The 22,248-nt window shown below is 68.1% G+C and carries 11 protein-coding genes and 2 pseudogenes; 8 read left to right on the plus strand and 5 right to left on the minus strand.

Annotation, left to right across the window (positions count from 1 at the left end; all coding sequences use genetic code 11):
- The first annotated feature begins 68 nt into the window (after positions 1 to 68).
- The 4 genes from E0500_RS10570 (at position 69) to E0500_RS10585 (ending at position 4,296) form a co-directional block, all read left to right on the plus strand.
- Positions 69 to 863: an aldose 1-epimerase gene (locus tag E0500_RS10570; protein WP_131563184.1), complete on the plus strand. Its 795-nt coding sequence runs from the start codon at positions 69 to 71 to the stop codon at positions 861 to 863.
- A gap of 22 nt (positions 864 to 885) precedes the next feature.
- Positions 886 to 1,458: an orotate phosphoribosyltransferase gene (gene pyrE, locus E0500_RS10575; protein ID WP_131563183.1), complete on the plus strand. Its 573-nt coding sequence runs from the start codon at positions 886 to 888 to the stop codon at positions 1,456 to 1,458.
- Between the two features lie 221 nt (positions 1,459 to 1,679).
- Positions 1,680 to 2,702, plus strand: a complete 1,023-nt coding sequence (gene fbaA, locus E0500_RS10580) for a class II fructose-bisphosphate aldolase (protein WP_131563182.1) — start codon at positions 1,680 to 1,682, stop codon at positions 2,700 to 2,702.
- 88 nt (positions 2,703 to 2,790) lie between these two features.
- On the plus strand, positions 2,791 to 4,296 hold the full coding sequence (locus E0500_RS10585) for an MFS transporter (protein ID WP_131563180.1): 1,506 nt from the start codon (positions 2,791 to 2,793) through the stop codon (positions 4,294 to 4,296).
- Positions 4,297 to 4,628: 332 nt separating this feature from the next.
- On the opposite strand, the gene E0500_RS10590 is transcribed toward E0500_RS10585, so the two are convergent.
- A complete protein-coding gene (locus E0500_RS10590) occupies positions 4,629 to 5,048 on the minus strand; it encodes a DUF3151 domain-containing protein (protein WP_131563178.1) in 420 nt (139 codons plus the stop codon).
- A gap of 122 nt (positions 5,049 to 5,170) precedes the next feature.
- On the opposite strand from E0500_RS10590, the gene E0500_RS10595 reads away from it, so the two are divergent.
- Positions 5,171 to 6,619 carry a recombinase family protein gene (locus E0500_RS10595; protein WP_131563177.1) on the plus strand — a complete coding sequence of 483 codons (1,449 nt, stop codon included), beginning with the start codon at positions 5,171 to 5,173 and terminating at the stop codon, positions 6,617 to 6,619.
- Between the two features lie 204 nt (positions 6,620 to 6,823).
- Here E0500_RS10595 and E0500_RS10600 read toward each other — a convergent pair.
- The 4 genes and pseudogenes from E0500_RS10600 to E0500_RS10615 all read right to left on the minus strand — a co-directional run bounded on the left by E0500_RS10600 (position 6,824) and on the right by E0500_RS10615 (position 18,897).
- A pseudogene (locus E0500_RS10600) lies at positions 6,824 to 8,028 on the minus strand (IS256 family transposase).
- A 248-nt stretch (positions 8,029 to 8,276) separates the two neighbouring features.
- Positions 8,277 to 8,714 (minus strand): hypothetical protein, encoded by a 438-nt coding sequence (locus E0500_RS10605; RefSeq protein ID WP_258572730.1) that lies wholly within the window; start codon positions 8,712 to 8,714, stop codon positions 8,277 to 8,279.
- A 3-nt stretch (positions 8,715 to 8,717) separates the two neighbouring features.
- On the minus strand, positions 8,718 to 15,113 hold the full coding sequence (locus E0500_RS10610; protein WP_131563176.1) for an RHS repeat-associated core domain-containing protein: 6,396 nt from the start codon (positions 15,111 to 15,113) through the stop codon (positions 8,718 to 8,720).
- Between the two features lie 157 nt (positions 15,114 to 15,270).
- Positions 15,271 to 18,897 carry a LamG-like jellyroll fold domain-containing protein gene (locus tag E0500_RS10615; RefSeq protein ID WP_181586945.1) on the minus strand — a complete coding sequence of 1,209 codons (3,627 nt, stop codon included), beginning with the start codon at positions 18,895 to 18,897 and terminating at the stop codon, positions 15,271 to 15,273.
- A gap of 827 nt (positions 18,898 to 19,724) precedes the next feature.
- Here E0500_RS10615 and E0500_RS10620 point away from each other — a divergent pair.
- The 3 genes and pseudogenes from E0500_RS10620 to kynU all read left to right on the plus strand — a co-directional run.
- Positions 19,725 to 19,868: pseudogene (locus E0500_RS10620) on the plus strand (DUF3151 family protein); the annotation flags it as partial.
- A 148-nt stretch (positions 19,869 to 20,016) separates the two neighbouring features.
- Complete coding sequence (locus E0500_RS10625; RefSeq protein ID WP_131563173.1) at positions 20,017 to 20,877, plus strand: tryptophan 2,3-dioxygenase family protein; 861 nt, start codon at positions 20,017 to 20,019, stop codon at positions 20,875 to 20,877.
- Positions 20,870 to 22,210, plus strand: coding sequence for a kynureninase (kynU, locus tag E0500_RS10630; protein WP_181586946.1), 1,341 nt, complete (start codon positions 20,870 to 20,872; stop codon positions 22,208 to 22,210). The genes E0500_RS10625 and kynU overlap by 8 nt, the downstream gene beginning before the upstream one ends.
- The last annotated feature ends 38 nt before the right edge of the window (positions 22,211 to 22,248 follow it).

Genomic DNA, 22,248 nt, shown 5'->3' on the forward strand with positions numbered 1-22,248 from the left:
AACCCCTCCTCCCCGAACGCCGGAGGGGCTGCGTTCCCAGAGCCGCGAGCACCCCTTAGGGTCGTGCCGTGAGTAACGAACACATCACGTTGGCCGCGGGTGACGCGGAGGTTGTCCTGGCGCCGGGCAATGGCGGGAGGGTGCGCGGGCTGCGGATCGGCGGGACCGAACTGCTCCGGCAGGGCGAGCGGTTCGGCTGCTTCCCGATGGTCCCGTGGTGCGGCCGGACGAGGAACGGCCGGTTCCTGAGCGGGGGCGCCGTCCATCAGATGCCGCTCAACGCCCCGCCACACGCCATCCACGGCACCGCCCGCGACGGCGCCTGGCACATCGCCCGCGCGACCGGGGACGAGGCCGTCATCACGTACGACCTGGTGGAACCCTGGCCCTACACCGGCCGCGTCACCCAGGCCTTCGCCCTCACCGAGGACGCCTTCACCCTCACGATGTCCGTGGAGACGTACGACTCGTCCTTCCCGGCGCAGATCGGCTGGCACCCCTGGTTCAACCGGAACCTGGGCGGCGGCGGACAGGACGTACGGCTCGACTTCACGGCCGCCTGGCAGGAGGAGCGCGGCGACGACCACCTCCCCACCGGCAACCGCATCGACCCCGGGCCCGGCCCCTGGGACGACTGCTTCGGCATGCCCGGCGGCGTCGACGTCACCCTCACCTGGCCCGGACAGCTGGAGCTGAAGGTCGCCAGCCGTGAGGAGTGGGTCGTGGTCTACGACGAACAGCCGGAGGCCGTGTGCGTGGAGCCGCAGACGGGCCCGCCCAACGGCCTGAACACCCTCCCGCGCCTGGTCACCCCCATCGAGCCCCTCGAAGCCTCCGCCACCTGGACTTGGCGGCGGCTGTGAGACGGCTCGTAAGCTGAGCCGCATGAGTGAGGTCGACGAAGCAATGCCGCACGGCACACGCGGCACGCTGCTGCAGCAGATCAAGGACAAGGCCGTCGTGCACGGCAAGGTGACCCTGTCGTCGGGTCTTGAGGCCGACTACTACGTGGACCTGCGCCGCGTCACCCTGGACGGCGAGGCCGCACCGCTCGTGGGCGAGGTGCTGCTCGACCTGACCGCCGGTCTCGACTTCGACGCGGTCGGCGGGCTCACCATGGGCGCCGACCCCGTGGCCGCGTCCATGCTGCACGCCGCCGCGGCACGCGGTCGGCGGCTCGACGCCTTCGTCGTGCGCAAGGCGGCCAAGGCGCACGGGCTGCAGAGGCAGGTCGAAGGGCCCGAGATCGCGGGGCGGCGGGTGCTCGTCGTCGAGGACACGTCCACCACCGGCGGCTCCCCGCTCACCGCCGTCGAGGCCGTGCGCGAGGCGGGCGCCGAGGTCGTGGCCGTGGCGACCATCGTCGACCGGGCCACCGGCGCCGCCGAGAAGATCCAGGAGGGCGCCGGGGTTCCGTACCTCTTCGCCTACTCCAAGGACGAGTTGGGCCTGGACTGAAACTGGACTGACTGAACTGACTGGACTGGCTGAAAGGCGTCGCGGACGGCGGGCGCCGAGGGCGGAGAACACATCGGGACACCTTGGCCGGAGCATCCGGCCAAGTCTGGAAAGATGGGACGACGACGTCGCATCCCCAGGTCTAGGTCAGGGCCGTAAGCAGCAGAAGAGCCGTACAGCTGGACAAGCAGTACGCGACCCGCACATAGAGGAGCGGACAGATGCCCATCGCAACCCCCGAGGTCTACAACGAGATGCTCGACCGGGCGAAGGCAGGCAGGTTCGCCTACCCGGCCATCAACGTGACCTCTTCCCAGACCCTGCACGCGGCGCTGCGCGGCTTCGCGGAGGCGGAGAGCGACGGCATCATCCAGATCTCCACGGGTGGTGCGGAGTTCCTCGGCGGCCAGCACAACAAGGACATGGTCACCGGAGCCGTGGCCCTGGCCGAGTTCGCGCACATCGTCGCCAAGAAGTACGACATCACCGTCGCCCTGCACACGGACCACTGCCCGAAGGACAAGCTCGACGGGTATGTGCGGCCGCTGCTCGCGGTGTCGGAGGAGCGGGTCGCCCGCGGCGAGAACCCCCTCTTCCAGTCGCACATGTGGGACGGCTCTGCCGAGACCCTGGCCGACAACCTGGCGATCGGGCAGGAGCTGCTCGCCCGCGCCGCCGCCGCGAAGATCATCCTTGAGGTCGAGATCACTCCGACGGGCGGCGAGGAGGACGGCGTCTCGCACGAGATCAACGACTCCCTCTACACGACCGTCGACGACGCCATCCGCACGGCCGAGGCCCTCGGTCTCGGGGAGAAGGGGCGCTACCTGCTGGCCGCCTCCTTCGGCAACGTCCACGGCGTCTACAAGCCGGGCAACGTCGTCCTGCGTCCCGAGCTGCTGAAGGAGCTGAACGAGGGCGTCGCCGCCCGGTTCGGCAAGGAGTCGCCGTTCGACTTCGTCTTCCACGGCGGCTCCGGCTCCTCCGAGCAGGAGATCCAGACCGCGCTGGAGAACGGCGTCGTCAAGATGAACATCGACACGGACACGCAGTACGCCTTCACGCGCCCGGTCGCCGACCACATGTTCAAGAACTACGACGGCGTCCTGAAGGTCGACGGCGAGGTCGGCTCGAAGAAGACGTACGACCCGCGCACCTGGGGCAAGGTCGCCGAGGCGTCGATGGCCAAGCGCGTCCTCGAGGCCTGCCAGCACCTGCGCTCGACGGGCACGAAGATCAAGTAAGCGGATCGGCTGATTCGGTCCGATTCGGTCTGCTTCGGTCGGGCCCGGCACCTGCTGTGGTGCCGGGCCCTTCCGTATGCTCCGAAGCATGGCAGCGCCGTCGAGCGAGAACAGCGAGAACACGGCTGTCAGGCTCGCCTCCCCGCGGGGGAAGTGGATCCTGCTGACCACGGTGCTCGGCTCCAGCATGGCGATGCTGGACTCGACCGTGGTCAACGTCGCGCTGCCGTGGATCGGGCGCGACCTGAACGCCGACCTGGCCGCTCTGCAGTGGACGCTCAACGCGTACATGGTGACGCTGGCCGGGCTCATCCTCCTCGGCGGTGCCCTGGGCGACCGGTTCGGGCGGCGGCGGATCTTCGTGCTGGGCGTGGTGTGGTTCGCGGCCGCGTCGCTGCTGTGCGGGATCGCCCCCAGCGCGGGTGTGCTCATCGTGGCCCGCGCCCTCCAGGGCATCGGCGGCGCCCTCCTCACCCCCGGCTCGCTCGCCCTGATCCAGGCCTCCTTCCACCCCGACGACCGTGGGCGGGCCGTGGGCCTGTGGTCCGGCTTCGGCGGGATCGGCGCGGCGGTCGGTCCGTTCCTGGGCGGCTGGCTGGTGGACGGGCCGGGCTGGCGCTGGGTGTTCCTGCTGAACGTCCCGCTCGCGGTCCTGTGCGTACCGGTCGCCGTCCGTCACGTACCGGAGTCCGCGGACCCGCGGGCCCACGGCCGCTTCGACGTCGTCGGCGCGGCTCTCGGCGCCCTGTGCCTGGCCCTGGTGACGTACGCGCTGATCGAGGCCGGGCAGCTGAGCACGGCGCTGGTGACCGTGACGGCGGTGGCGGGGCTGGCGGCCGGGGTGGCCTTCGTGTACGTCGAGCGCCGGCGTCGGGACCCGATGATGCCGTTGGAGATGTTCTCCTCCCGGCAGTTCACCTCGGTCAACCTGGTCACCCTGTGCGTGTACGCGGCCTTCGGCGGCTTCTTCTTCCTGGCGGCGGTCCAGCTCCAGGTGGTGTCGGGCTACTCGGCCCTCGGCGCCGGTACGGCCCTGCTGCCGGTGACCGTGCTGATGCTCCTGCTGTCGGCGCGCTCGGGCGAGCTGGGCGAACGGATCGGCCCGCGCATCCCGCTCACGGTCGGACCGCTGGTGTGCGCGGCGGGCATGCTGCTGATGCTGCGGGTGGGGCCGCACGCCTCGTACGTCACGGACGTTCTGCCCGCGCTGCTGGTCCTGGGCCTCGGCATGGTCACCCTGGTCGCGCCGCTCACGGCCACGGTCCTGGCCTCCGTCGACACCGAGCACGCGGGGATCGCCAGCGGCGTCAACAACGCGGCGGCCCGCGCGGCCAGCCTCATCGCCGTGGCCGCGTTGCCCCTGCTCACCGGGATGAGCTCGGAGGCCTACCGCTCGGCGCACGCCTTCGGCGCCGCCTTCCAGCGGGCGATGCCGCTGTGCGCGGGCGTCCTCGTGGTGGGCGCGGTCGTCGCCTTCACGACGGTGCGGCGGCCCGTGCCGGAGTGCCGCCATCCCGAGCGCCACACCCACTGCTGCCTGACGGCTCCGCCGCTGGAGGGGGGCGCGGAGGGCGCGGCCTCGCCGCGCAAGTGATCCGCCCCCGCCGCCCCTACCCGTCCCATCGCCAGGGGCTCCGCCCCTTCGACCCCGTTCGGGGGCCGGCCTCCGAACCCCCGCTCCTCAAACGCCGGAGGGGCTGGATTGTGCGGCCGAGGCCAGGCACCACCCAGCCCGTCCGGCGTTTGAGGACGAGGCCGTTCAGGCCGATGCGGGGGTCTGGGGGCGGCAGCCCCAGGGAAGGATGGGACGGGTAGGGGCGGCGGGGGCGAAAAACAAAGGGTGCTACATGTAATCGGGTTGTTTTTGCATTCTGTGCCGCCGCCGCTGCCTGAGTGGCGGCGGCACAGACGTTTCAACTGCGGTGACTACCGCTTCAGTTCTGTGTACGCCTCGGCGCTGCTGTCCTTGAGGAACTGCCAGCAACGCTCCGTCTCGTCCTTCTCGTCGATCTCGCCGGCGGCGCGGGCGAGGGCTGCGAGGCAGCGCAGGAACCCGCGATTGGCCCGGTGGCCCCAAGGGATGGGGCCGTGCCCCTTCCAACCGGCGCGACGCAGTGAGTCCAGGCCGCGGTGATAGCCGGTGCGTGCGTAGGCGTACGACTCGATCACTCGCCCCGCCTCGAAGGCGTCGTCCGCGAGCATGGCCCAGGCGAGCGAGAACGTGGGGTGCTTCGCCGCGACCTCGGCCGGTGACAGGGACTCCTCGCCCAGCAGGCGGTACGCCTCTTCGTTCTCCGGCAGGTAGGTCGGGTCCGGGCCGCCGAGCAGATTCTTGTGCGTCGTCATGTAAGCAGTCTGCCACTTGGGGATGGGCGCCCGGGAAGCCTCCATGGAATATCGGCCGTGGATCGGGGGGATATGAGAATGGCGCTTGATGTAATCGATCGAGATGTGCGACGATCCGGCGCATGGCGGCACGACGGGGGTCCTCCGGGGCCCTTCAGGTGGGCATCTACACCCGGATCAGCAAGGACGACGAGGCCGAGGGACTGGGCGTCGCACGGCAGGAAGAGGACTGCCGACTGCACTGCGCTGCCCGGGGATGGGAGGTCGCCAAGGTCTACGAGGACAACGACCTCTCCGCGTACAAGCGCAAGACGGTGCGACCCGAGTTCCGGCAGATGCTGGAAGACCTGAAGGCCGGGCGGATCGACGGGGTCGTCGCCTGGGACATCGACCGCTTCACGCGGCAGCCGCGTGAACTGGAGGCATGGATCGACGAGTACGAGGATGCCGAGCGCCGGAAGCGCCACCTCGTCTTCGACTCCGTATCGGCGTCGGACATCGATCTGTCCACGGAAAACGGCCGGTTCATCGCCCGGATCAAGGTCACCATCGCCAACAAGTCCTCGGCGGACACCTCACGGCGTACGAAGCGCAAGCACCTGGAACTGGCGACGCAGGGCAAGCTCCCCGGCGGCCGGGCGCCGTACGGATGGAACCGCGAGGACCGGCGGACGTTGGTGCCGGAAGAGGCGGAGAACCTCCGCAAGGCGGTGAAGGACTTCCTGGGCGGCGTCCGCTGGGCCTCGATCGCGCGTGACTGGCGGGACAAGGGGGTCAGGTCGCACAGCGGCGGCGTCTTCGACGACTCCAAGATCAAGCGGATGCTGATGAACCCGCGGATCTGCGGCTACCGGATGCACCAGGGCGAGCTGTTCCTGGACGAGAGCGGTGCTCCCGTCGTCGGCGATTGGGAGCCGATCATCACTCCCGACGACTGGTACCTGCTGACGGAGAAGGTCAAGCGGGAGTCGGAGGGGCGTGTCCCACGGGACAACGCCACCAAGTACCTGCTCTCCGGCATCGCCCGGTGCGGGCGGTGCGGCATGAAGATGCGGGCCTTCCCGTCGTACCGGAAGTCGAAGACGTCATCGCAGTTCAAGTACGCGTGCCCCGGGAAGAACGACGGTGGATGCGGGGGAGTGGCCAGGGCCGGCGAACCGGTCGACCGTCTCATCAGGAACGCCGTGTTCCTCAGCTCGGACAAGGCGCTGGCGAACGTCCGCGAACGTGCGCCGGAGTGGACCAAGGAGGAGCAACTGGCCTCCCTGGAACGGGATATGGCCGAGTTCAAGCAGGCGTGGCAGGAGAAGCGCATGTCGGCAGCCCGCTACATCGCGCTCACCGAGGATCTGGAGCGGCAGATCGCGGAACTGCACCGGGAGCGAGGCCTGCACCGGGCCGAGGCCGCGACCTTCGCGGCGGGCCCCATCGACATACGGGGCCGGTGGGAGAACCTGGCGATCGAACAGCAACGCGCCGCGGTCCTCAAGGTCTTCCGCGCGGTCATCATCAAGCCCGCGTCCAACGGGCCGATCTTCGATCCGGCGGACATCGAGCCGGTGCTCAGGTGACAGGCGGAAGCCGGGCCCCGTTGCGGTGGGGGCCCGGCTTCGTTCGTTCACGACCCGAAGATGCGGAGCAGATCGTCGACCCACTCCTCGTCCCGGTCGGGGAGCTGATCCTCTACGCGGCGCAGCCACTCATCCTCAGTCAAAGAGTCGCACCTCCCGCACCGGGGTGTGTCAACTTAACGGCTGATCTTGGTTGTTGAGGTGTCAGTTGTCGCTCGGGGTCAGGCGGCCTTCGAAAGCGATCTGGAAGGCGTTCAGGGGCGCCTTCCAGCGCATGGTCCACCTCTTGCGGCCCTTGCCGGTCGGGTCCAGGCTCATCAGCGCCATGTAGATGCACTTCAGAGCGGCGGCTTCGTTGGGGAAGTGACCGCGGGCGCGGACGGCCCTGCGGATGCGGGCGTTGACGCTCTCGATCGCGTTCGTGCTGCAGATGACCTTGCGGATCTTGACGTCGTAGGAGAGGAAGGGTACGAACTCGGCCCAGGCGTCGGACCACAGCTTCACGATCGCCGGATACTTCGTCCCCCAGGAGTCCTGGAACTCCAGGAACCGCTCCGTCGCCGCGTCCTCGCTCGGGGCTGTATAGACGGGCTTGAGCGCCTTGGCGACCTTGTCCCAGTCCTGGCGGGCCGCGTAACGGAACGAGTTGCGCAGAAGATGAACCACGCACGTCTGGACAATCGTGCGGGGCCAGACCGCCTCCACGGCCTCGGGCAGACCCTTGAGCCCGTCGCAGACCAGCATCAGCACGTCGTCCAGGCCGCGGTTCTTCAACTCGGTGAACACATGCAGCCAGTACTTGGCGCCCTCGCCGCCGTCGCCGGCCCAGATACCGAGGATGTCGCGAGTGCCGTCCACGGTCACCGCCATCACCACGTATATCGGACGGTTCGCGACCTTCCCATCCCTGATCTTCACGTTGATGGCGTCGACGAACAGAACGGGGTAGACGCGATCGAGCGGCCGGTTCTGCCATTCGGCCATGCCGTCCATGACCTTGTCGGTGATGGTCGAGATGGTCTGCTTGGACACCTCCGCCCCGTAGACCTCGGCGAGATGAGCGGAGATCTCTCCGTGAGTGAGACCCTTCGCGGACAAGGAGAGCACCATCTCGTCGACACCGGTCAGACGCCGTTGCCGCTTCTTGACGATCTGCGACTCGAAGCTGCCGGCGGTATCGCGCGGCACCTTCACCTCCACCAGGCCGACATCGGTCAGCACGGTCTTCGCCCGGGTCCCGTTGCGGCTGTTGCCGTTGTTCTCTCGGCCGGATCGTGCTTCTCGTAGCCGACGTGGTCGGTGATCTCGCCCTCCAGGGCGGACTCGAGCACCCGCTTGGTGAGCTGTTGCAACAGCCCGCCTTCGCCGGTCAGTTGCAGTCCCTCATCGCGGGCACGGTCAACGAGCATCGCAACGAGCTGCTCGTCCGACACTGCACTCGACGGTGTCTGAACCACCTGCTCGGCCTGCTCGTTCTCCACGGCGGTCTCCGTCATCAGACGCATCTCCTTGATCATCAGATCCGCCGTTGATTAGACACTCCCGATGACCGGGTTGAGCCCGGAGCCTGTGACGAACGGATCAACCGTTCAGGCCCCACTCACGAAGGGCCTGAACGGTTACCGTTTTGAGCTGTCCGCGCGATCCTCCGTCAATCCTATGGTGTAAGGACTCCGACTACCCAGGTATCCGCGTCCGGGCTTCGCCTGTAGAAGACGTTCGATTGGACGGGATCACACACCGCGACCAGGATCTCGCCTTCGTCCAGGTCTACGACTTTTTGAAATGAGGAGCTCTTCCCTGCCCTCACGCGTATCACCTTGAACTCGAATGTGTGCGCGCCGGGCGGCAGCTCGACGAATTTGGGCATCTTGGTGTCGCGACTGCGGGAGCAGAGCTCAACGCCGTTCTCCCAGAGAGACACGACACCCGCCTTGTACGTCAGGCTTCGTAGTGGCTCCCTGATTTCGGCATACAGTAGAACCCCTGTTCGCCTCCTGTGCTGTTCCTTCCGCAAGCGCCACCTGACCAGCAGCGGCAGCCGCTTCGACTCGTCGAGCGCTTCCACAGAGGGACGCCGACCGGACTCCACCATGAGCTAATCATCCTCCCAGCGGCCGGAGTCGCCCAGATTTCCTCCCGTGGTGGTTCCGATGGTCGCGAAACCGACAGAACTCACGTTGGCGACACCAGCAGTGGCCCGCGACACGATCGCACCCCCCTTGAGGACCGTCCGTGTAACGATGCCAGCTCCTGCTGCCTCTCGTAGCGCTGAGGTCGCGACCCGACTGGCCCCAAGGGCCGCTCCAGCCATGCCCAGGCTCGCTGCACCCATCGCGCAGCTCCCCCACTGCTTGGAGAAGCATGCGTCTGCGGTGGTGGCCGCGCCCAGTACGAATCCACCGACCATAGCCGCGGTAGCAACCCAGCCCAATGGGGTGAACATCGAAGCAACGCCAAGTCCGACGCCGACCCAGCCCAGGGCTTTGCTGTTGTCCTGCATGAAATCGTGGGCTGCGCCGATTCCCTTCTTCACCGTGTTCTTGATACTTCCCCAGAATCCGTCGTCCTTCTTGGGCTCGGGACCGGGATTGGGCGGCGGCGGGATGGTCTTGAGCCAGCCCTTCGGTGCCGGTGTTGAGGGCAGGGTGAGGTTGCGGCGGCCCGGGGTGCCTCCGAGTCCGGTGGGCTTCATGCCCTTGACGAGCGGCGGACGTGTGCCGCAGCGGCAGGCTCGGACCGGCCCCTCGCTGCTGCTCGCCTTCTTCTTGCTGCTGACCGGAATGCCGCCCCGGCAGGTGATGCCGTACTTCTGCGGCTCGTTGCATTCGGGGACGCCGAGGCCGGAGGGGTCGGCGACGGTTGCCGGGTTCTGGACGGCGTAGCTGTAGCCGTTGAGGGTCTGACCCACGCCGGTCTGCAGGAGTGGGTCGACGCTGATGAACTGGCCGATCTCGGGGTCGTACTGGCGGGCACCGATGTGGGTGAGACCTGTGGCGGTGTCGGTGGTCTTGCCGAGGAAGCCCTTGTCGTCGGGCCACACGGTCCCGGTGGTGCTACCCCTCGCTGCGCCGAAGGGGGTCATGTAACGCCGGGAGAATGCCTGGTCCGTGGCGTCGATGGCCAGGTCAGCGGTGCCGTGCGGGTCGGTGACCAGGTAGCTGAGTTCGCTGCTGCGGCTTTCGTTGGATCGGACGGCGACGGTCAGGTCGCCGGAGCTGTAGTGGCGTTGGGCCCAGGTGGTGCCGTCGGCGCGCAGATGCAGTTCGGTCGCCCCCGCGTACAGCACGCGCTCTCCGCCCGCCGTGGCGCGGATCAGGAGGGTGCCGTCGGCTCCGTACAGGTAGTCCGTCGTACTGCTGTTCTCGGTAAGGGTATTCAGTCTGCCCTCGTCGGACCATTCGAGAGCCTGGGTGGCGGTGCCGTCAGGACGGCTTGTGGTGTTGCCGGCGCTGTCCGACTCGTAGGCGTGTTCCGGGGCGGTGCAGTTCTCGTCGGTGCTGGTACCGGTCAGGGCATGCGGCTGGTCCGACTTCTCATAGCAATAGGTCGTGGTGGTGTTGTCGGTGGCGGTGTGCTTGGTCTCCGTGGTGCGCTGGCCGGCGTCGTTGTAGGTGTAGCTGGTCCAGTACGGCGCCTTCCCGCCCAGGCTGCTTGCACTGCGGGCGTCAGCGCACTTTTGCGAGGACGGTGTCCATGCCTCGGTCAGGCGTCGGTGGCCGTCGTAGGCGAAGCACTGGGTCTCCGCCGCGGCGGTGCCGCCGAGGGTGCTGGTATCGGCGATGGAGGTGACGTTACCCGTCTGGTCATAGGTGTAGACGAGGTTCTGCAGCTTGTACGCATGGGTCTGGTCCGTGACGTGGCTGCCCAGGAGCCGTCCGGTGCCCTCCTCCCAGGTGTTGGTGACGTACGCCTTCTTGTGCTCCTCGGTGTTCGCGGTGCCGAGGACGAGCTGCCGAGCCTCGCCCAGGGCGGAGTAGTCGACGTCGAGGAGATAGCCGGTGCTGCCGCCGACGGAGGTGATCTGGCCGGTGCCGGTGTATCCGTAGTCGACGATCTCCGAGGGGAGGCCGCCGAGCGCCGGCTCCTTGGCGCTCTGGAGGGTGCCGTCGATGTTGTAGTTGCTTTCGAACTGAAGGGTGGCTGCGCCCACAGAAGCGAGTGGGTCGGAGTCGGGTAGGGTCAGTTCGGTTGTCGTGGGCCGGGACAGGCTGTCGTAGGCGGTGACGGTCTCGGTGTACGCCTTGCCGGTTTTCCCTCCGATGTAGCGGGTGCTCGCGTCGGGCTGTCCCTTGAGGAGGCCGTCGTAGGTGAAGGCGGTCAGCTGGTTGGCGTCGGTCTTCGAACCGGACCAGGCTCCGGTCGTGCGGCCGAGTGCGTCGTAGCCGGTGAGGATGCTCCGGCCGCGGGAGTCGGTGGTCTTGGTAAGCCGGTCCAGCTTGTCGTACTCCAGCTCGGTCAGGCCCTTGTCCGGGTCGTCCGCGCTGGTCTTGCGGCCGAACAGGTCGTATCCGTATACCCACTTGGTGGCGTCGGGGGCGGTGACCCGGGACTGCTGGTCGTCGAGCGTGTACTGGAATTCGGTGGCGGTGTACGAGGCGGTGCCCGAGCCGCCGCCGAACTGGGGGTCGGCCGGGCTTGTGCCCGAGTACTCGCGGGTTTCCACCGTGCGGCCGCGGGCGTCGGTGATCGCGCGGGTGGCGGAGCCGCCCGTGAGGGCGGTGGTGGCGGTGGAGTCACCCGTGTAGCTGGTGGTGGTCGACCACTTCTTCACCCCGTACACGTACAGGGTGCTGGTGGTCGGCCGCTCCGCGCCGTCGTAGACCGTCTCGGTCTGCCGGGGCGCCTCGCCGTACTCCTCGCGTGTGTAGGTGCCGTTCGGTGTCGCTGCGCTGTCGAAGATGTCCTCGTACTTCTCGTAGGCCAGGCCGCGGGTGTCGTAGCGGGTGTCGGTGAGCACCCGGCCGCCGAGCGGGGTGGGGGTCTGGGTCTGTAGCGGGCGCATCATTGAGTCGTAGAACTCGTAGGTGGTGTTGTAGGTCTCGCCGTCTTTCTTGAGGGTCGAGGTGGAGACCCATGACGGCTCGGTGCTGTTGATCCGGTAGGCGTAGGTGGTGTTCGCGCTGTAACCGGCGGCCTTGTTGCGGTTGGGCTGCCAGACCGCGGTCAGCCGACCGAGAGCGTCGTAGGTGGACTCGGTCTTTTTCAGGTTGGCGTCGTACACGCGCAGTTCCTGGCCATGCCGGTGGTCCAGGAAGCTGGTGACCTTGTGGCCCAGGGGATTGGTGATGATCGTCTTGGTCAGAGGGCCTGCTGAGACGGGGGTGTAGGCGGTGTTGGTGGTGTTGCCGTCGGCGTCGGTGACGTTGGAGGGGCGGCCGAGGGTGTCGTACGTGGTGGTCGTGGTCGTCTGCCAGCCTGCGGCCGGGCGCAGCCCGTCCGAGCCCGCCGTGGCGCTGTATCCGGTGGCGCGGCCGGTCCAGGTGGCCGCTCCCTTGGTGGGTGTCTGGGAAGCGGACCAGGTGGTGGCGGAGGGGTTGTCGTAGACGGTGGCGGTGTCGGACAGGACGTCGCCGCGGGTCTCTGAGGTCGCCGGAAGGCTCAGGCTGGTGTCGGCCACGGAGCAGGACTGCCCGATCGCACGGGTGCGGGAGACGAGGTCGTTGATGCCGGCCGCGTCGTTGCGGGCGTACCAGGTGCGGGTGCAGGTCTGGTCGCCTCCCTTGCCTGCCTCACCGGAGTCGTCGACGGTGACCGGCATGCCGTAGTCGTCGTACGTCGTGGTGATCGCGCGGGCGCGCCAGGTCTGCGTGGCGGTCAGATACTGGTGGGTGGTGGTCTTGGCTGTACGGACGTAGCGGGCCACGTGGTCGGCGGCGTCGGGTGCGCTCTGGCGGGCCGTCTCTCTGGACCAGGGGTCGGTGACCTCGACAGTGATCGGCGTCGAGCCGTTGTAGGTGACGTGCTCGCGGCGCGTGCCCGCGTACTGGTCGCTGTCGGTGATGGCTGCGACCCCGACCGACGGGGAAGCCAGTGGGCTGAGGGTGACCGAGCGCGTGCTGCCGTCCTTCTTCTTGTCACCGTCCATGCCCTGCATGTAGAGCGAAACGGTCTTGGAACGGGTGGTGCTCGTGGCTCCTGTGTGGACGGTTACCTCGCGGTAGCCGCGCCAGTCGGACCAGGTGCGCTCGGCCTTCGGGGTGAAGGCGTCGTCGCTGTGGTGCCAGGCGGCGCCGCTGTAGTCGTAGGCGTACTCGACCGCATCGTTGTGACCGGCCGGGTCGGAGACGACGACGGCCTCGACCCGGTACTTGTGGAACCAGTCCACCGACGCCTCGCTGGCGCCGTTGATGTTCCAGTACTTCGGGTAGCAGGAGCGGGTGTTGGTGTCCTCGGCCGCGCCCGTGACTTCACTGCGCACGCACTCGGGCGAGGACAGGGTCACTTCGGTGATCGAACCGGTCTCCGAAACGACCTTGGAGATACGAGGGCGCGTCAGAGGCAGGATGTCGTCGGTGCCGTCGACCCGGTTCTCCCGCCACTGGTAGGTGAAGGAGACCGGGTTGAGGGCGACGGCGGTGTCGCCGGCTTTGGCGGTCCGCTTGATCGACTGCAGGGTCAGGACGTGATCGGAGGTGTCACCGATGTCCCCACCATCCTCGTATTTCTGGGTGAGCGCCCAGGAGTCCACCGGGTCGTAGGCACTGGTGGCGGCGTTCCACGAGAGGGTGTCGATTCCGGTCAGGCGCTTGCGGGAGAAGAACGCGGGGCCTGATGCCAGGCAGTCGTCGTCCCCGTCTGTACAGAGGGCGTCGAAGGGGACGTCAGGCCAGTTCTTGGCCGTGTCCTCGGTCAGCGACGAACAGTCGGACGCGGTGCAGCGTTCTGCGTGGATGAAGGTGACCTTGGCGTCGGCGTTGTCGGTGAACAGCGCGCCCTTGCGGAGCCCGTACTTGATCTCTGTCAGGTAGCCGCCGCGGGTGTAGGAGGCGTTGGCGGTGGTGGCCTTGTTCTTCTTGTAGTAGTTGGTCTCCTTGGCGTACCAGTACGTCGAGGCGTTGCCGTGGGTGTCCTCGACGTAGTCGAGGTTCCACCGCCACGCCTGGGTCACAGACCGGTCGGCGAAGGCGTCGCCGTTGCTGTAGCCGGGCTCACCGGAGTCGTCGCCGAAGACCGGGACGGTCCAGGTGGAGTTGGTGCGCTGCTCGGCGGCGCCGTCGAGTTTGTTGAGACCGAAGACGTACTTCGTGCCGTCGCCGGTGATGACGGTCCAGTACTCGCCGTTGCCGTCACCGTTATCAGCACCGGTGGAGCGGGTCACCGTGGAGGCGTCGTCGTTCTCCAGCCTCCAGGTGCTCTCCCAGTCCCCGGACTTCTTCACCAGGCGGCTCGATTTGCCGTTCAGGACCAGCTGGGCGTTGTCGTACTTCCAGCAGTGGTCGAAGACGTCCTCGTGGCCGTCGTCGTCGCAGGAGCCGTACGACCGCTCGATGTAGGACTCGGTCAGGCTGAAGCCCTCGCCGACCGCGCTGCCCTGGTTGTTGGTGGTGGCGGTGCGGCCGTCGACGGTTCCCGAGTCGTACGACAGGGAAAGTTCCGGCGTCGGGCCTGCTGCTGCTGGCGGCAAGTTGAGGTCATAGTTCCAGGTGAAGGAACCGGAGTTGTCGCCCGCCTCCCAGGAAGAGGACTCCGACAGTTCGGTGGCTGAGTAGTCGCCGGCGCCCGAGGGGGATTCTCCCGACCCGGGGTCGGCCGCGGTCACGGCGAACACCGCTGTCTCCGCGGTGGCCGCATCGGCCAGCTGAGCCGAAGGGCCGTCACCGGCCGCGGCCAGTGGCACGGTGGCCGCAATGGTCTGGGCGGCGAGGTCGTTGTCGGACTTCACCGGGGTGGCGGTGCGGCACGCGGCCTTTTCCGGCGTGTCCAGGGCACAGCCGGGTAGATGCACCAGGCGCAGCCGGGAGGCCCAGCCGCCTCCGACCGCCGAGGCGAACCCGCTGTAGTCGATGCTCAGTTCGGCCTTCCCTGTCTCGTCCGCCTCTACGGTCACCAGCACACCGATGACGCCGGCGGCCCTGGCTGCTTTCTGGTCGAGGACCGTGATCCGTGCGGTGGTACCGGATGTGGCACCGTTCTTGCCCCCGGCCGGAGCGATGCTGACGGGAAGACCGCCGGGCTCCGCCTGTATGCGCTTGCCGGCATCCAGTTGGACGCTCTCGTCACCTTGCTCGGGCCATGCCGCCTTCCGCTCTGCACGCGCCTGCCGGGCGCGTTCGGCATCGGCCTTCTTGTCCTTGGCAACTCGCGCGCGTGCTTCCTTCGCACCGGGCCCGTCGACTTCCTTGACCTTGCTCACCCGCTGATCGGGAACGTCCGGTCGTCCGAGTGCCTTGTCGGCGGCCTGCGCCACCGGAGCCAGCCCGGTCGGAACCACCAAAGACAGGGCCAGGAACGTCACGATCGCCCCGGCGCGCTGTCTTCTGCTGTCCCGCATTCTTCTTGATGTGGATATGCCAAAACCCATGTTTGTCCGCTCCCACCCCGTTGTTCCACGTCATGAAAGGCCGACAGAGCCGTGAAGACCGACGAGTGATGTGCTGTGGCGCTTCGGTGCGGCGCCACGATGGCGCCGCACCGCCCCTCCGCGAGGGTCAGTCGCCCACGCGGACCTCGACCTGCTCCGGGCTCGCCATCGCCCCCGCCCACAGGCGGACTTCAGAGACACGGGCGGGCAGGTAATGCCCCCACGCGCCATTCGTGAAGCCCTTGCCGATAGCGAAGTCCCCGCTGCCCAGCTGGACGGTGAACGCCTTCGCGTCGCCGTTCTGCCCGTAGCCGAGATAGAGGCTGATCGTGCCGTACACCGAGTCGTAGATACCGGTCAGCCGCACCGGGCTGTCCAGAGCTGCCACCTCATCGGAGACGACTGAGGAGAAGGTGCCGTCAGCGTTCAGGCGGCCGAAGTGCCAGACGCCGACGGGGATCGTGGTCTCCTCCAGCGTCTCCTCATCTAGGACCGTGTCCTTGCCGGTCAGCTCATACCACAGACCCCAGGCCGAGCCGTCCTCCGTACGCTGGCCCAGGACCTGGCCGGTGTATCCGATGCCCTTGCCCAGCAGCTTCGCGGAGTCCAACTCGACGAGCGTGGACAAGGTGAAGGGGGCATGGTCGTACACCAGCGGGCCTGGGGCCGTGGCCGCGTCATCCACTCCGTCCAGGACGATGGCCTCGTCGCTGATGGCGGCGCCTCCGGCCAGGGTCAGACTCCTGCCGTAGCCGGAGGTGGTGTCCGCCACCGTCGTTCCGCTTCCCCGAGCGGCGTTCCAGTCGGCCACCAGCTCGACGCCCGCGAACTTCTCCGACACCAGCAGCTTTGTCTCGTCCGCGACCTCCTCGTGGGTCAGGACCCGCTGCCAGACGGCGACTTCATCGATCGAGCCGGGAAAGTGGTAGGTGGCGTTGCCACTCGGAAACTTGTAGCGGCCGAACTGCAGCCCTCCGGTGGACTCCCAGGAGCCCGCGCCGGTCGCCAGGGGCTGGCTCTGCCGACGGCCATCCACGTAGAAGATCAGCTCTTCCGTGGCTGGGTCGTAGCTGCCGGCCAGGTGAGTCCAGACCCCCGTCTGGGCGGCGTACACGGAGTACCTCCCTCGGAGGGTGGAGCCGTCCTGGTCGAGCACGCCGAAGAACCACTGCTTCACATCGGCGAGGTACCAGAGCACGAACGTGTTGCCCTGGCCCCCGGGTTGTGCGAGCACGGAGGCGTTCTTGCCGCCATCGTCCAGCCGCGCCCAGGCGGAGACCGTGTAGGCGGAGCGGGTCTCCAGCACCGGCGCGCTGGTCTCCGCATAAGCAGTGGTGCCGTTCAGAGACAACCCCTTGTCCGTAATCGCCTCCGCAAGTGGCTGCCCCTCACTGTCGTGCGTGATCAGGCCGCGCCGCCCCCGGTCATCGCGAACCGCGCCGCCGCCCAGCGTCGCGTCGTCGCTGCCGTCGTCGGTCGCAGAGTCCAGCGCCGTACCGCTGGATTCGTCGAAGTGCCAGCGTCCGACCGGGCCTTCGCCTGCAGCGACAAGGAAGTCCACCACGTTCTGGGCACCCCAGCGGCCTACCGTGTCCTTCGCCCGCACATACAGGCTGTACGTGCCGGAGCGGTCGGGCGTGATGTCCTTCGACGCTGTTGACCCGTTGATGGCCGTTGACCAGGCGTCCTCGGAGGACAGCTTGTACTGGTAGGCGACGTTTGAGTCGCCGGTGGCCGGGCCGAACGTGAAGGTGCCCTTCTGGCCCGGGCCGCCTCCCGCCGCACACGCCGTGTCGGTGCAGGCCGAGTAAGGACTGCCGACCGTGATCTTCGGTGCCTTGGGCGCGGTCGGGTCGACCTTGAAGTAGCACCAGCCGGTCGTCGAGGCGTTCGACGGCCCCGACAGGTAGCTTCCGCCGCTGTTGTAGTACGAACGCACCCACGCCCGGTACCGATACAGCTTGCCCTCGGTGAGCGTCGACCAGGACTTGGTCAGCTTCACGCCGTCCCCGACATACCCGCTGGAGGGGCTCAGGTCGCCGTTGCCCGCTGTGGTGTCCGACCAGGTGTTGTCGCTGTTCTTGTGGTCGAGGTCGAAGTAGATCCGCAGCTGCGCGTCCTTCTCGCCGCCCGACGCGGTCTGTGCCGTCGCGGTCAGGGCCGGGGTGGGGTCGGAGACGATCGCCGGGTCCGACTCGGTCGTCTCGCACACCGTGCCCGAGCCGGTCACCAGGCCGATGCCGGTCGGCTTGGCCGGCAGGCCGACGAAGTCGACGGACAGGACAGCGTCGTTCTTGAACCGCTTCCAGGCACTGGTGTCGGACTCGTCGTGGGCCCGGATCTCCAGTGTGAGCCGGGAGAACTTGCCCGCCGCGAAGTTCTGCACCGTCGGCGTGAGGTTCTCGTTCGTCTCCTCCGGGTTGTCGTTGAACTCGATCGGCGCGTCCGGGGAGTCCGGGTCACACAGCGAGCCGCGTCCGGCTGACACGTTCCGGTCGCCCATCAGGTCGAGCGCCTTGGGCCGCGAGGACCAGGTGGTGGAGGACGAGATGTTGTTCGTGCGCACCAGGTCCACCCAGCGCGGGTCGCATTGGAAGGCCCACGGCTCGGTCACCCGGAACGTGGCATCCAGGACCTTCTTGCCCTTCAGGCTCGCCGGGGAGAACTCGAAGTACAGCCGCTGTACATATCCCGGGCCGCAGTAATAGCCGCTCCACGTACCGCACTTGCCCGCGCCCTTGCCCAGCCCGTCGTCGCCGTTGCCCCAGCCGTACGACTCGTAGCCGTCACTGCGCAACAGCGTGCGCTCCGACTCACCCCAGGTCACCGTCGGGTCGATGTACAGCGGAAACGCCGACGCCTCCGTCTTGGTCAGCATCTCCGCGTCCGGGATCACGGTCAGCGCGTCGTCGGAGACCTTCACGTCCATGGTGGTGACGGTGTCCCCCGCGCCGGGTTCAGCGCCCGCCGCTGAGGCCGCACTCGTCTCGGCGGGATCCGAGCCCTCGTCCTCCGCGGCATCCGCCGAGGCCGCCGCCAGGGACGTGGTCTGCGCGCCGGACGCCGTGCCGGCGGAGTCCCACATCTGGGCGGGCGGGGCCCGGAAGACCCGGTTGCCGTCGTCGTCGATCGCGGTGAGATTGCCCGACTTCCCCTTGAGCAGGTTCAGGCCGGTCGCCTTCAACGAGTAGTCGATCTGCTTCAGCTCCTCCTGGGCCGCAGCCTCGGGAGACTTGACCACCAGCACATGACGGAACCCCTCCACAGACACCGTGACCTTCAGATCAACGCCTGGAAGCACATCCGCGTACACCGCGCTGGTCCCGTCCAGCTCTGGCTCGGGAAGCTTGCCCGGCCAACCCAACTGGAGTGACCGTCCCCGTTCGGAGATCTTCACCAGCGGCTCGGTGTCCCCGCCGCCGGAGAACTCCATCTCGACAGCCGCGGCCTTCGGCGCCACCGTGCCGTCCCCACGGACCTCCAAGGTGGCGTCCGGCGCCTGCCAGCCCCCGCCGGACGTGGGCACTCGCACGGGAACTGCGGATTCCTCCAGCGTGAAGGTGAAGCCGTCCGGGTTGGCGAAAACCGTCGTACGTTCCGACCGCTCCCCGGTGACCTCGACCCGCTTCCCCGATTCCTGTGCTTCGGCGAGCGCCTTCTGCCCCTCGGACAGCGAAGGTTGTGCCTCGTCCGCCGCTGCCTGGGAAACCGGCCCCCAAGCAGGCAGAGCCGCCAAGACTGCCGCCGCAGCCACAGCGGAAACCAGACTCCGCACCTGTCTTCCATGCACGCCGCCAGCGCGACGCCCCCGTCTCAAGCCCACAGCCCCACCCCAAGTTCACGACCCAGTCATGACTCTTGCTTGGTCCAACCTTTGGCATGGGCATGGAGATGAAAACATTGCGTGATGATTTCGTGACCAAGGGGGCAGTGGTTGCGGTGTAGCTGTAATGAGACGTCGCTTCCAGCGGCGTCATCGGCAGACGGCCTGGGGCAGAGTGGTGCGCGCATGTCGACGGGCGCTGATCGACTCTGGTAACGGCTTCGCAGGAAAGGGCGCGGTCACCCACCGGGAGGCAACTCTGCCGCCTCTTCCGAGTGCCGACCTTGCAGATCGGCCCTCGGACGTTGTCAAGTTCGCCTCTTGGCCAGCAAGTCCCTGGCGGCGCCGCAGTCAGGGCCGAGTAGCCGGATTGTGTAGCCGGTGGTGGGGTCTGAGCTGCTGCTCAGTTGCCTGCCGTGCGTGAGCGATGCGTGAGCGGACGGTCCGGCAGGAGGTGTCCTGATGTGGACCGCGCCTAAAGCAAACCTGTCCTGACCTGGTGGTTCCGGACACCGAGTCAGCGTCCGGAACCACCCAGCAAGCCTTGGCCAGGACTTTTAATCCATTGGACTGGGTGAGCTCCTCCCGTCGGCGGCTTGTCCCCCGCCCACTCCGTGGAACAGATCCTGGCAAGCTCCACCACCCACTCCAGGTCCCGCTCCGGCAGCTGGGCCGCGAGGCTGTCCAGCCACTCCTGCTCGGTCATACCGTGCCCCCTCATGCTCTGCTCTCGGGTACATCTTCCACCATTCTCTTGAGAGCACGATGCCAACCGCGGCTTCCTGCGCGCCCTGCACGGCCTCGCGCGCGCCGCCGGAGCGATCGGCGAGCAGGAGGAGTACGAGCGCTGCACGCAGTTCCTGAAGGACTCCTCCCCGACGGCGGCCCAGACCCTGGGCTGAGCGTCCGTGTCGTGGGGCCCGCCCGGTGTGACCAGGCGGGCCTTGCGTTTTCGGGGGACGATTGCGCAGGATGCCCGTGGGGACCGGGGCCCCCGTGTCGACAACGGCAGGGGCGGACCGCTACCCGGATCATTTGCAGGAGACAGCGATGTCCCAACAGGCTCAGCAGATCCCTCCCTCCTCGGACGAGGCGCACGAGCCCGAGACCCCGCATCTCGACTTCCAGGGCACGACCCCCTACGAGGACTACGTCAGGGCGGATGTCCTCACCCACCTCCAGCACACCCTCTCCGACGACCCCGGAGAGATGGTCTTCCTGGTGACGACCCAGGTCATGGAGCTGTGGTTCACCGTCATCGTCCACGAGTGGGAGACCGCCGCGGGCGCGCTCCGCGCGAACGACGTACCGACGGCCACGGCCGCGCTCAAGCGGTCCGTACGCGAACTGGAGGCGCTCAACGCGTCCTGGCGGCCCCTCGCGCAGCTCACGCCCGCCCAGTTCAACTCCTACCGCGCCGCCCTCGGCGAGGGTTCCGGCTTCCAGTCGGCGATGTACCGCCGTATGGAGTTCCTGCTCGGCGAGAAGTCCGCATCCATGCTCGTACCGCACCGCGGGGCGCCGCGCGTGCACGCCGAGCTGGAGAAGGCCCTGCACGAACCGAGTCTCTACGACGAGGTGCTGCGGCTGCTCGCGCGCCGCGGCCACGCGGTGCCGGAGGCGGTCGTACGCCGTGACGTGTCCCGGCGCTACGAGCCCTCGCCCGAGGTCGAGGCGGTGTGGACCGCCCTGTACGCGGGCGACGAGACCGACGAACTCGCCCGGCTCGGCGAGGCGTTGACCGATGTCGCCGAACTGGTGTGGCGCTGGCGCAACGACCATCTCGTCGCCACCCGCAGGGCGATGGGCGCCAAGCCCGGCACGGGCGGCTCCGCCGGGGTGGCCTGGCTGGAGAAACGCGCCCGGAAGAACGTCTTTCCCGAGCTGTGGACGGCGAGGTCCCATGTCTGAGCTCGATCTGAAGGCACAGAAGCTCGTTCTGAAGGCACAGGAGCTGGACGCCGCGGACGAGCTGGCCGCGCTGCGCGGGAAGTTCGTGTTCGACATGGTGGCCGATCCGGCCGATCCGGCCGATCCGGAAGACCTGGCTGATCTGGCCGATCTCGCCGATCTCGCCAATCTGTCCGGTCATGCGGGTGACGGCGATGGCGCCGGCGTCTACCTCGACGGCAACTCCCTCGGCGCGCTCCCGGCGGCCGTGCCCGCCCACGTCGACGACGTCGTACGCCGCCAGTGGGGCTCCCTGCGCATCCGTTCCTGGGACGAGAGCGGCTGGTGGACGGCGCCGGAGCGGATCGGTGACCGGATCGCTCCGCTGGTGGGCGCGGCGGCCGGGCAGATCGTGGTGGGCGACTCCACGAGTGTCAATGTCTTCAAGGCGCTCGTGGCCGCCGTACGCATGGCCGGTGACGGCAGGGACGGCCGGGACGGCGGTGACGGCCGGGACGAGATCCTGGTCGACGCGACGACGTTCCCCACGGACGGGTACATCGCCGGGTCGGCGGCGCGGATGACGGGCTGTTCGCTGCGGCCGGTGACGCCGGCGGAGGTGCCGGGGGCGTTGAGCGACCGCACCGCCGCGGTGCTCCTCAACCACGTCGACTACCGCACGGGCCGCCTCCACGACCTGCCGGGGCTGACGGCGGCGGTGCACGAGGCGGGCGCGTACGCCGTCTGGGACCTGTGCCACAGCGCCGGTGCCCTGCCGGTCGGACTGGACGAGCACGGGGTCGATCTGGCGGTCGGCTGCACGTACAAGTACCTGAACGGAGGCCCCGGTTCGCCCGCGTACCTGTACGTGCGCCGGGATCTCCAGCCCCGCTTCGACTCGCCGCTGCCCGGCTGGAACTCGCACGCGGAGCCGTTCGGCATGCGGCCCGAGTACACCCCGGCTCCGGGGGCGCTGCGGGGCCGGGTCGGCACGCCGGACATCCTGTCGATGCTGGCCCTGGAGGCGGCCCTGGAGGTCTGGGACGGGGTGACGATCGAGTCGGTCCGCGCCAAGTCCCTCGCCCTGACGGACTTCTTCCTGGAGTGCGTCGCGGCCTACGTCCCCGAGGGGCGGGTCGAGTCCCTGACTCCGGCCGCCCACGCGGAACGGGGCAGCCAGGTCGCGTTGCGGTGCCCGGACGCCGGGGACGTGATGAAACGGCTGATCGAGAACGGCGTGGTCGGTGACTTCCGCCACCCCGACGTCCTCCGCTTCGGCTTCACGCCCCTGTACGTGGGGTTCGGGGACGTGGAGCGGGCGGGGCGGGTGCTGGGGGACGTCCTCCTGTCCTGAGACCCTGCCGCCTGTCCGGAGGCGGTGCGGCACCTCGG

The organism is Streptomyces sp. KM273126, from assembly GCF_004337435.2.
GTDB classification, from domain to species: domain Bacteria; phylum Actinomycetota; class Actinomycetes; order Streptomycetales; family Streptomycetaceae; genus Streptomyces; species Streptomyces acidicola.

Coding starts and splice junctions, on each gene's coding strand:
- pyrE (WP_131563183.1), top strand. CDS start 886: ATGAGTGAGGTCGACGAAGCAATGCCGCACGGCACACGCGGCACGCTG.
- E0500_RS10595 (WP_131563177.1), top strand. CDS start 5,171: ATGGCGGCACGACGGGGGTCCTCCGGGGCCCTTCAGGTGGGCATCTAC.
- E0500_RS10625 (WP_131563173.1), top strand. CDS start 20,017: ATGTCCCAACAGGCTCAGCAGATCCCTCCCTCCTCGGACGAGGCGCAC.
- E0500_RS10585 (WP_131563180.1), top strand. CDS start 2,791: ATGGCAGCGCCGTCGAGCGAGAACAGCGAGAACACGGCTGTCAGGCTC.
- E0500_RS10605 (WP_258572730.1), bottom strand. CDS start 8,714: ATGGTGGAGTCCGGTCGGCGTCCCTCTGTGGAAGCGCTCGACGAGTCG.
- E0500_RS10590 (WP_131563178.1), bottom strand. CDS start 5,048: ATGACGACGCACAAGAATCTGCTCGGCGGCCCGGACCCGACCTACCTG.
- E0500_RS10610 (WP_131563176.1), bottom strand. CDS start 15,113: ATGCGGGACAGCAGAAGACAGCGCGCCGGGGCGATCGTGACGTTCCTG.
- kynU (WP_181586946.1), top strand. CDS start 20,870: ATGTCTGAGCTCGATCTGAAGGCACAGAAGCTCGTTCTGAAGGCACAG.
- fbaA (WP_131563182.1), top strand. CDS start 1,680: ATGCCCATCGCAACCCCCGAGGTCTACAACGAGATGCTCGACCGGGCG.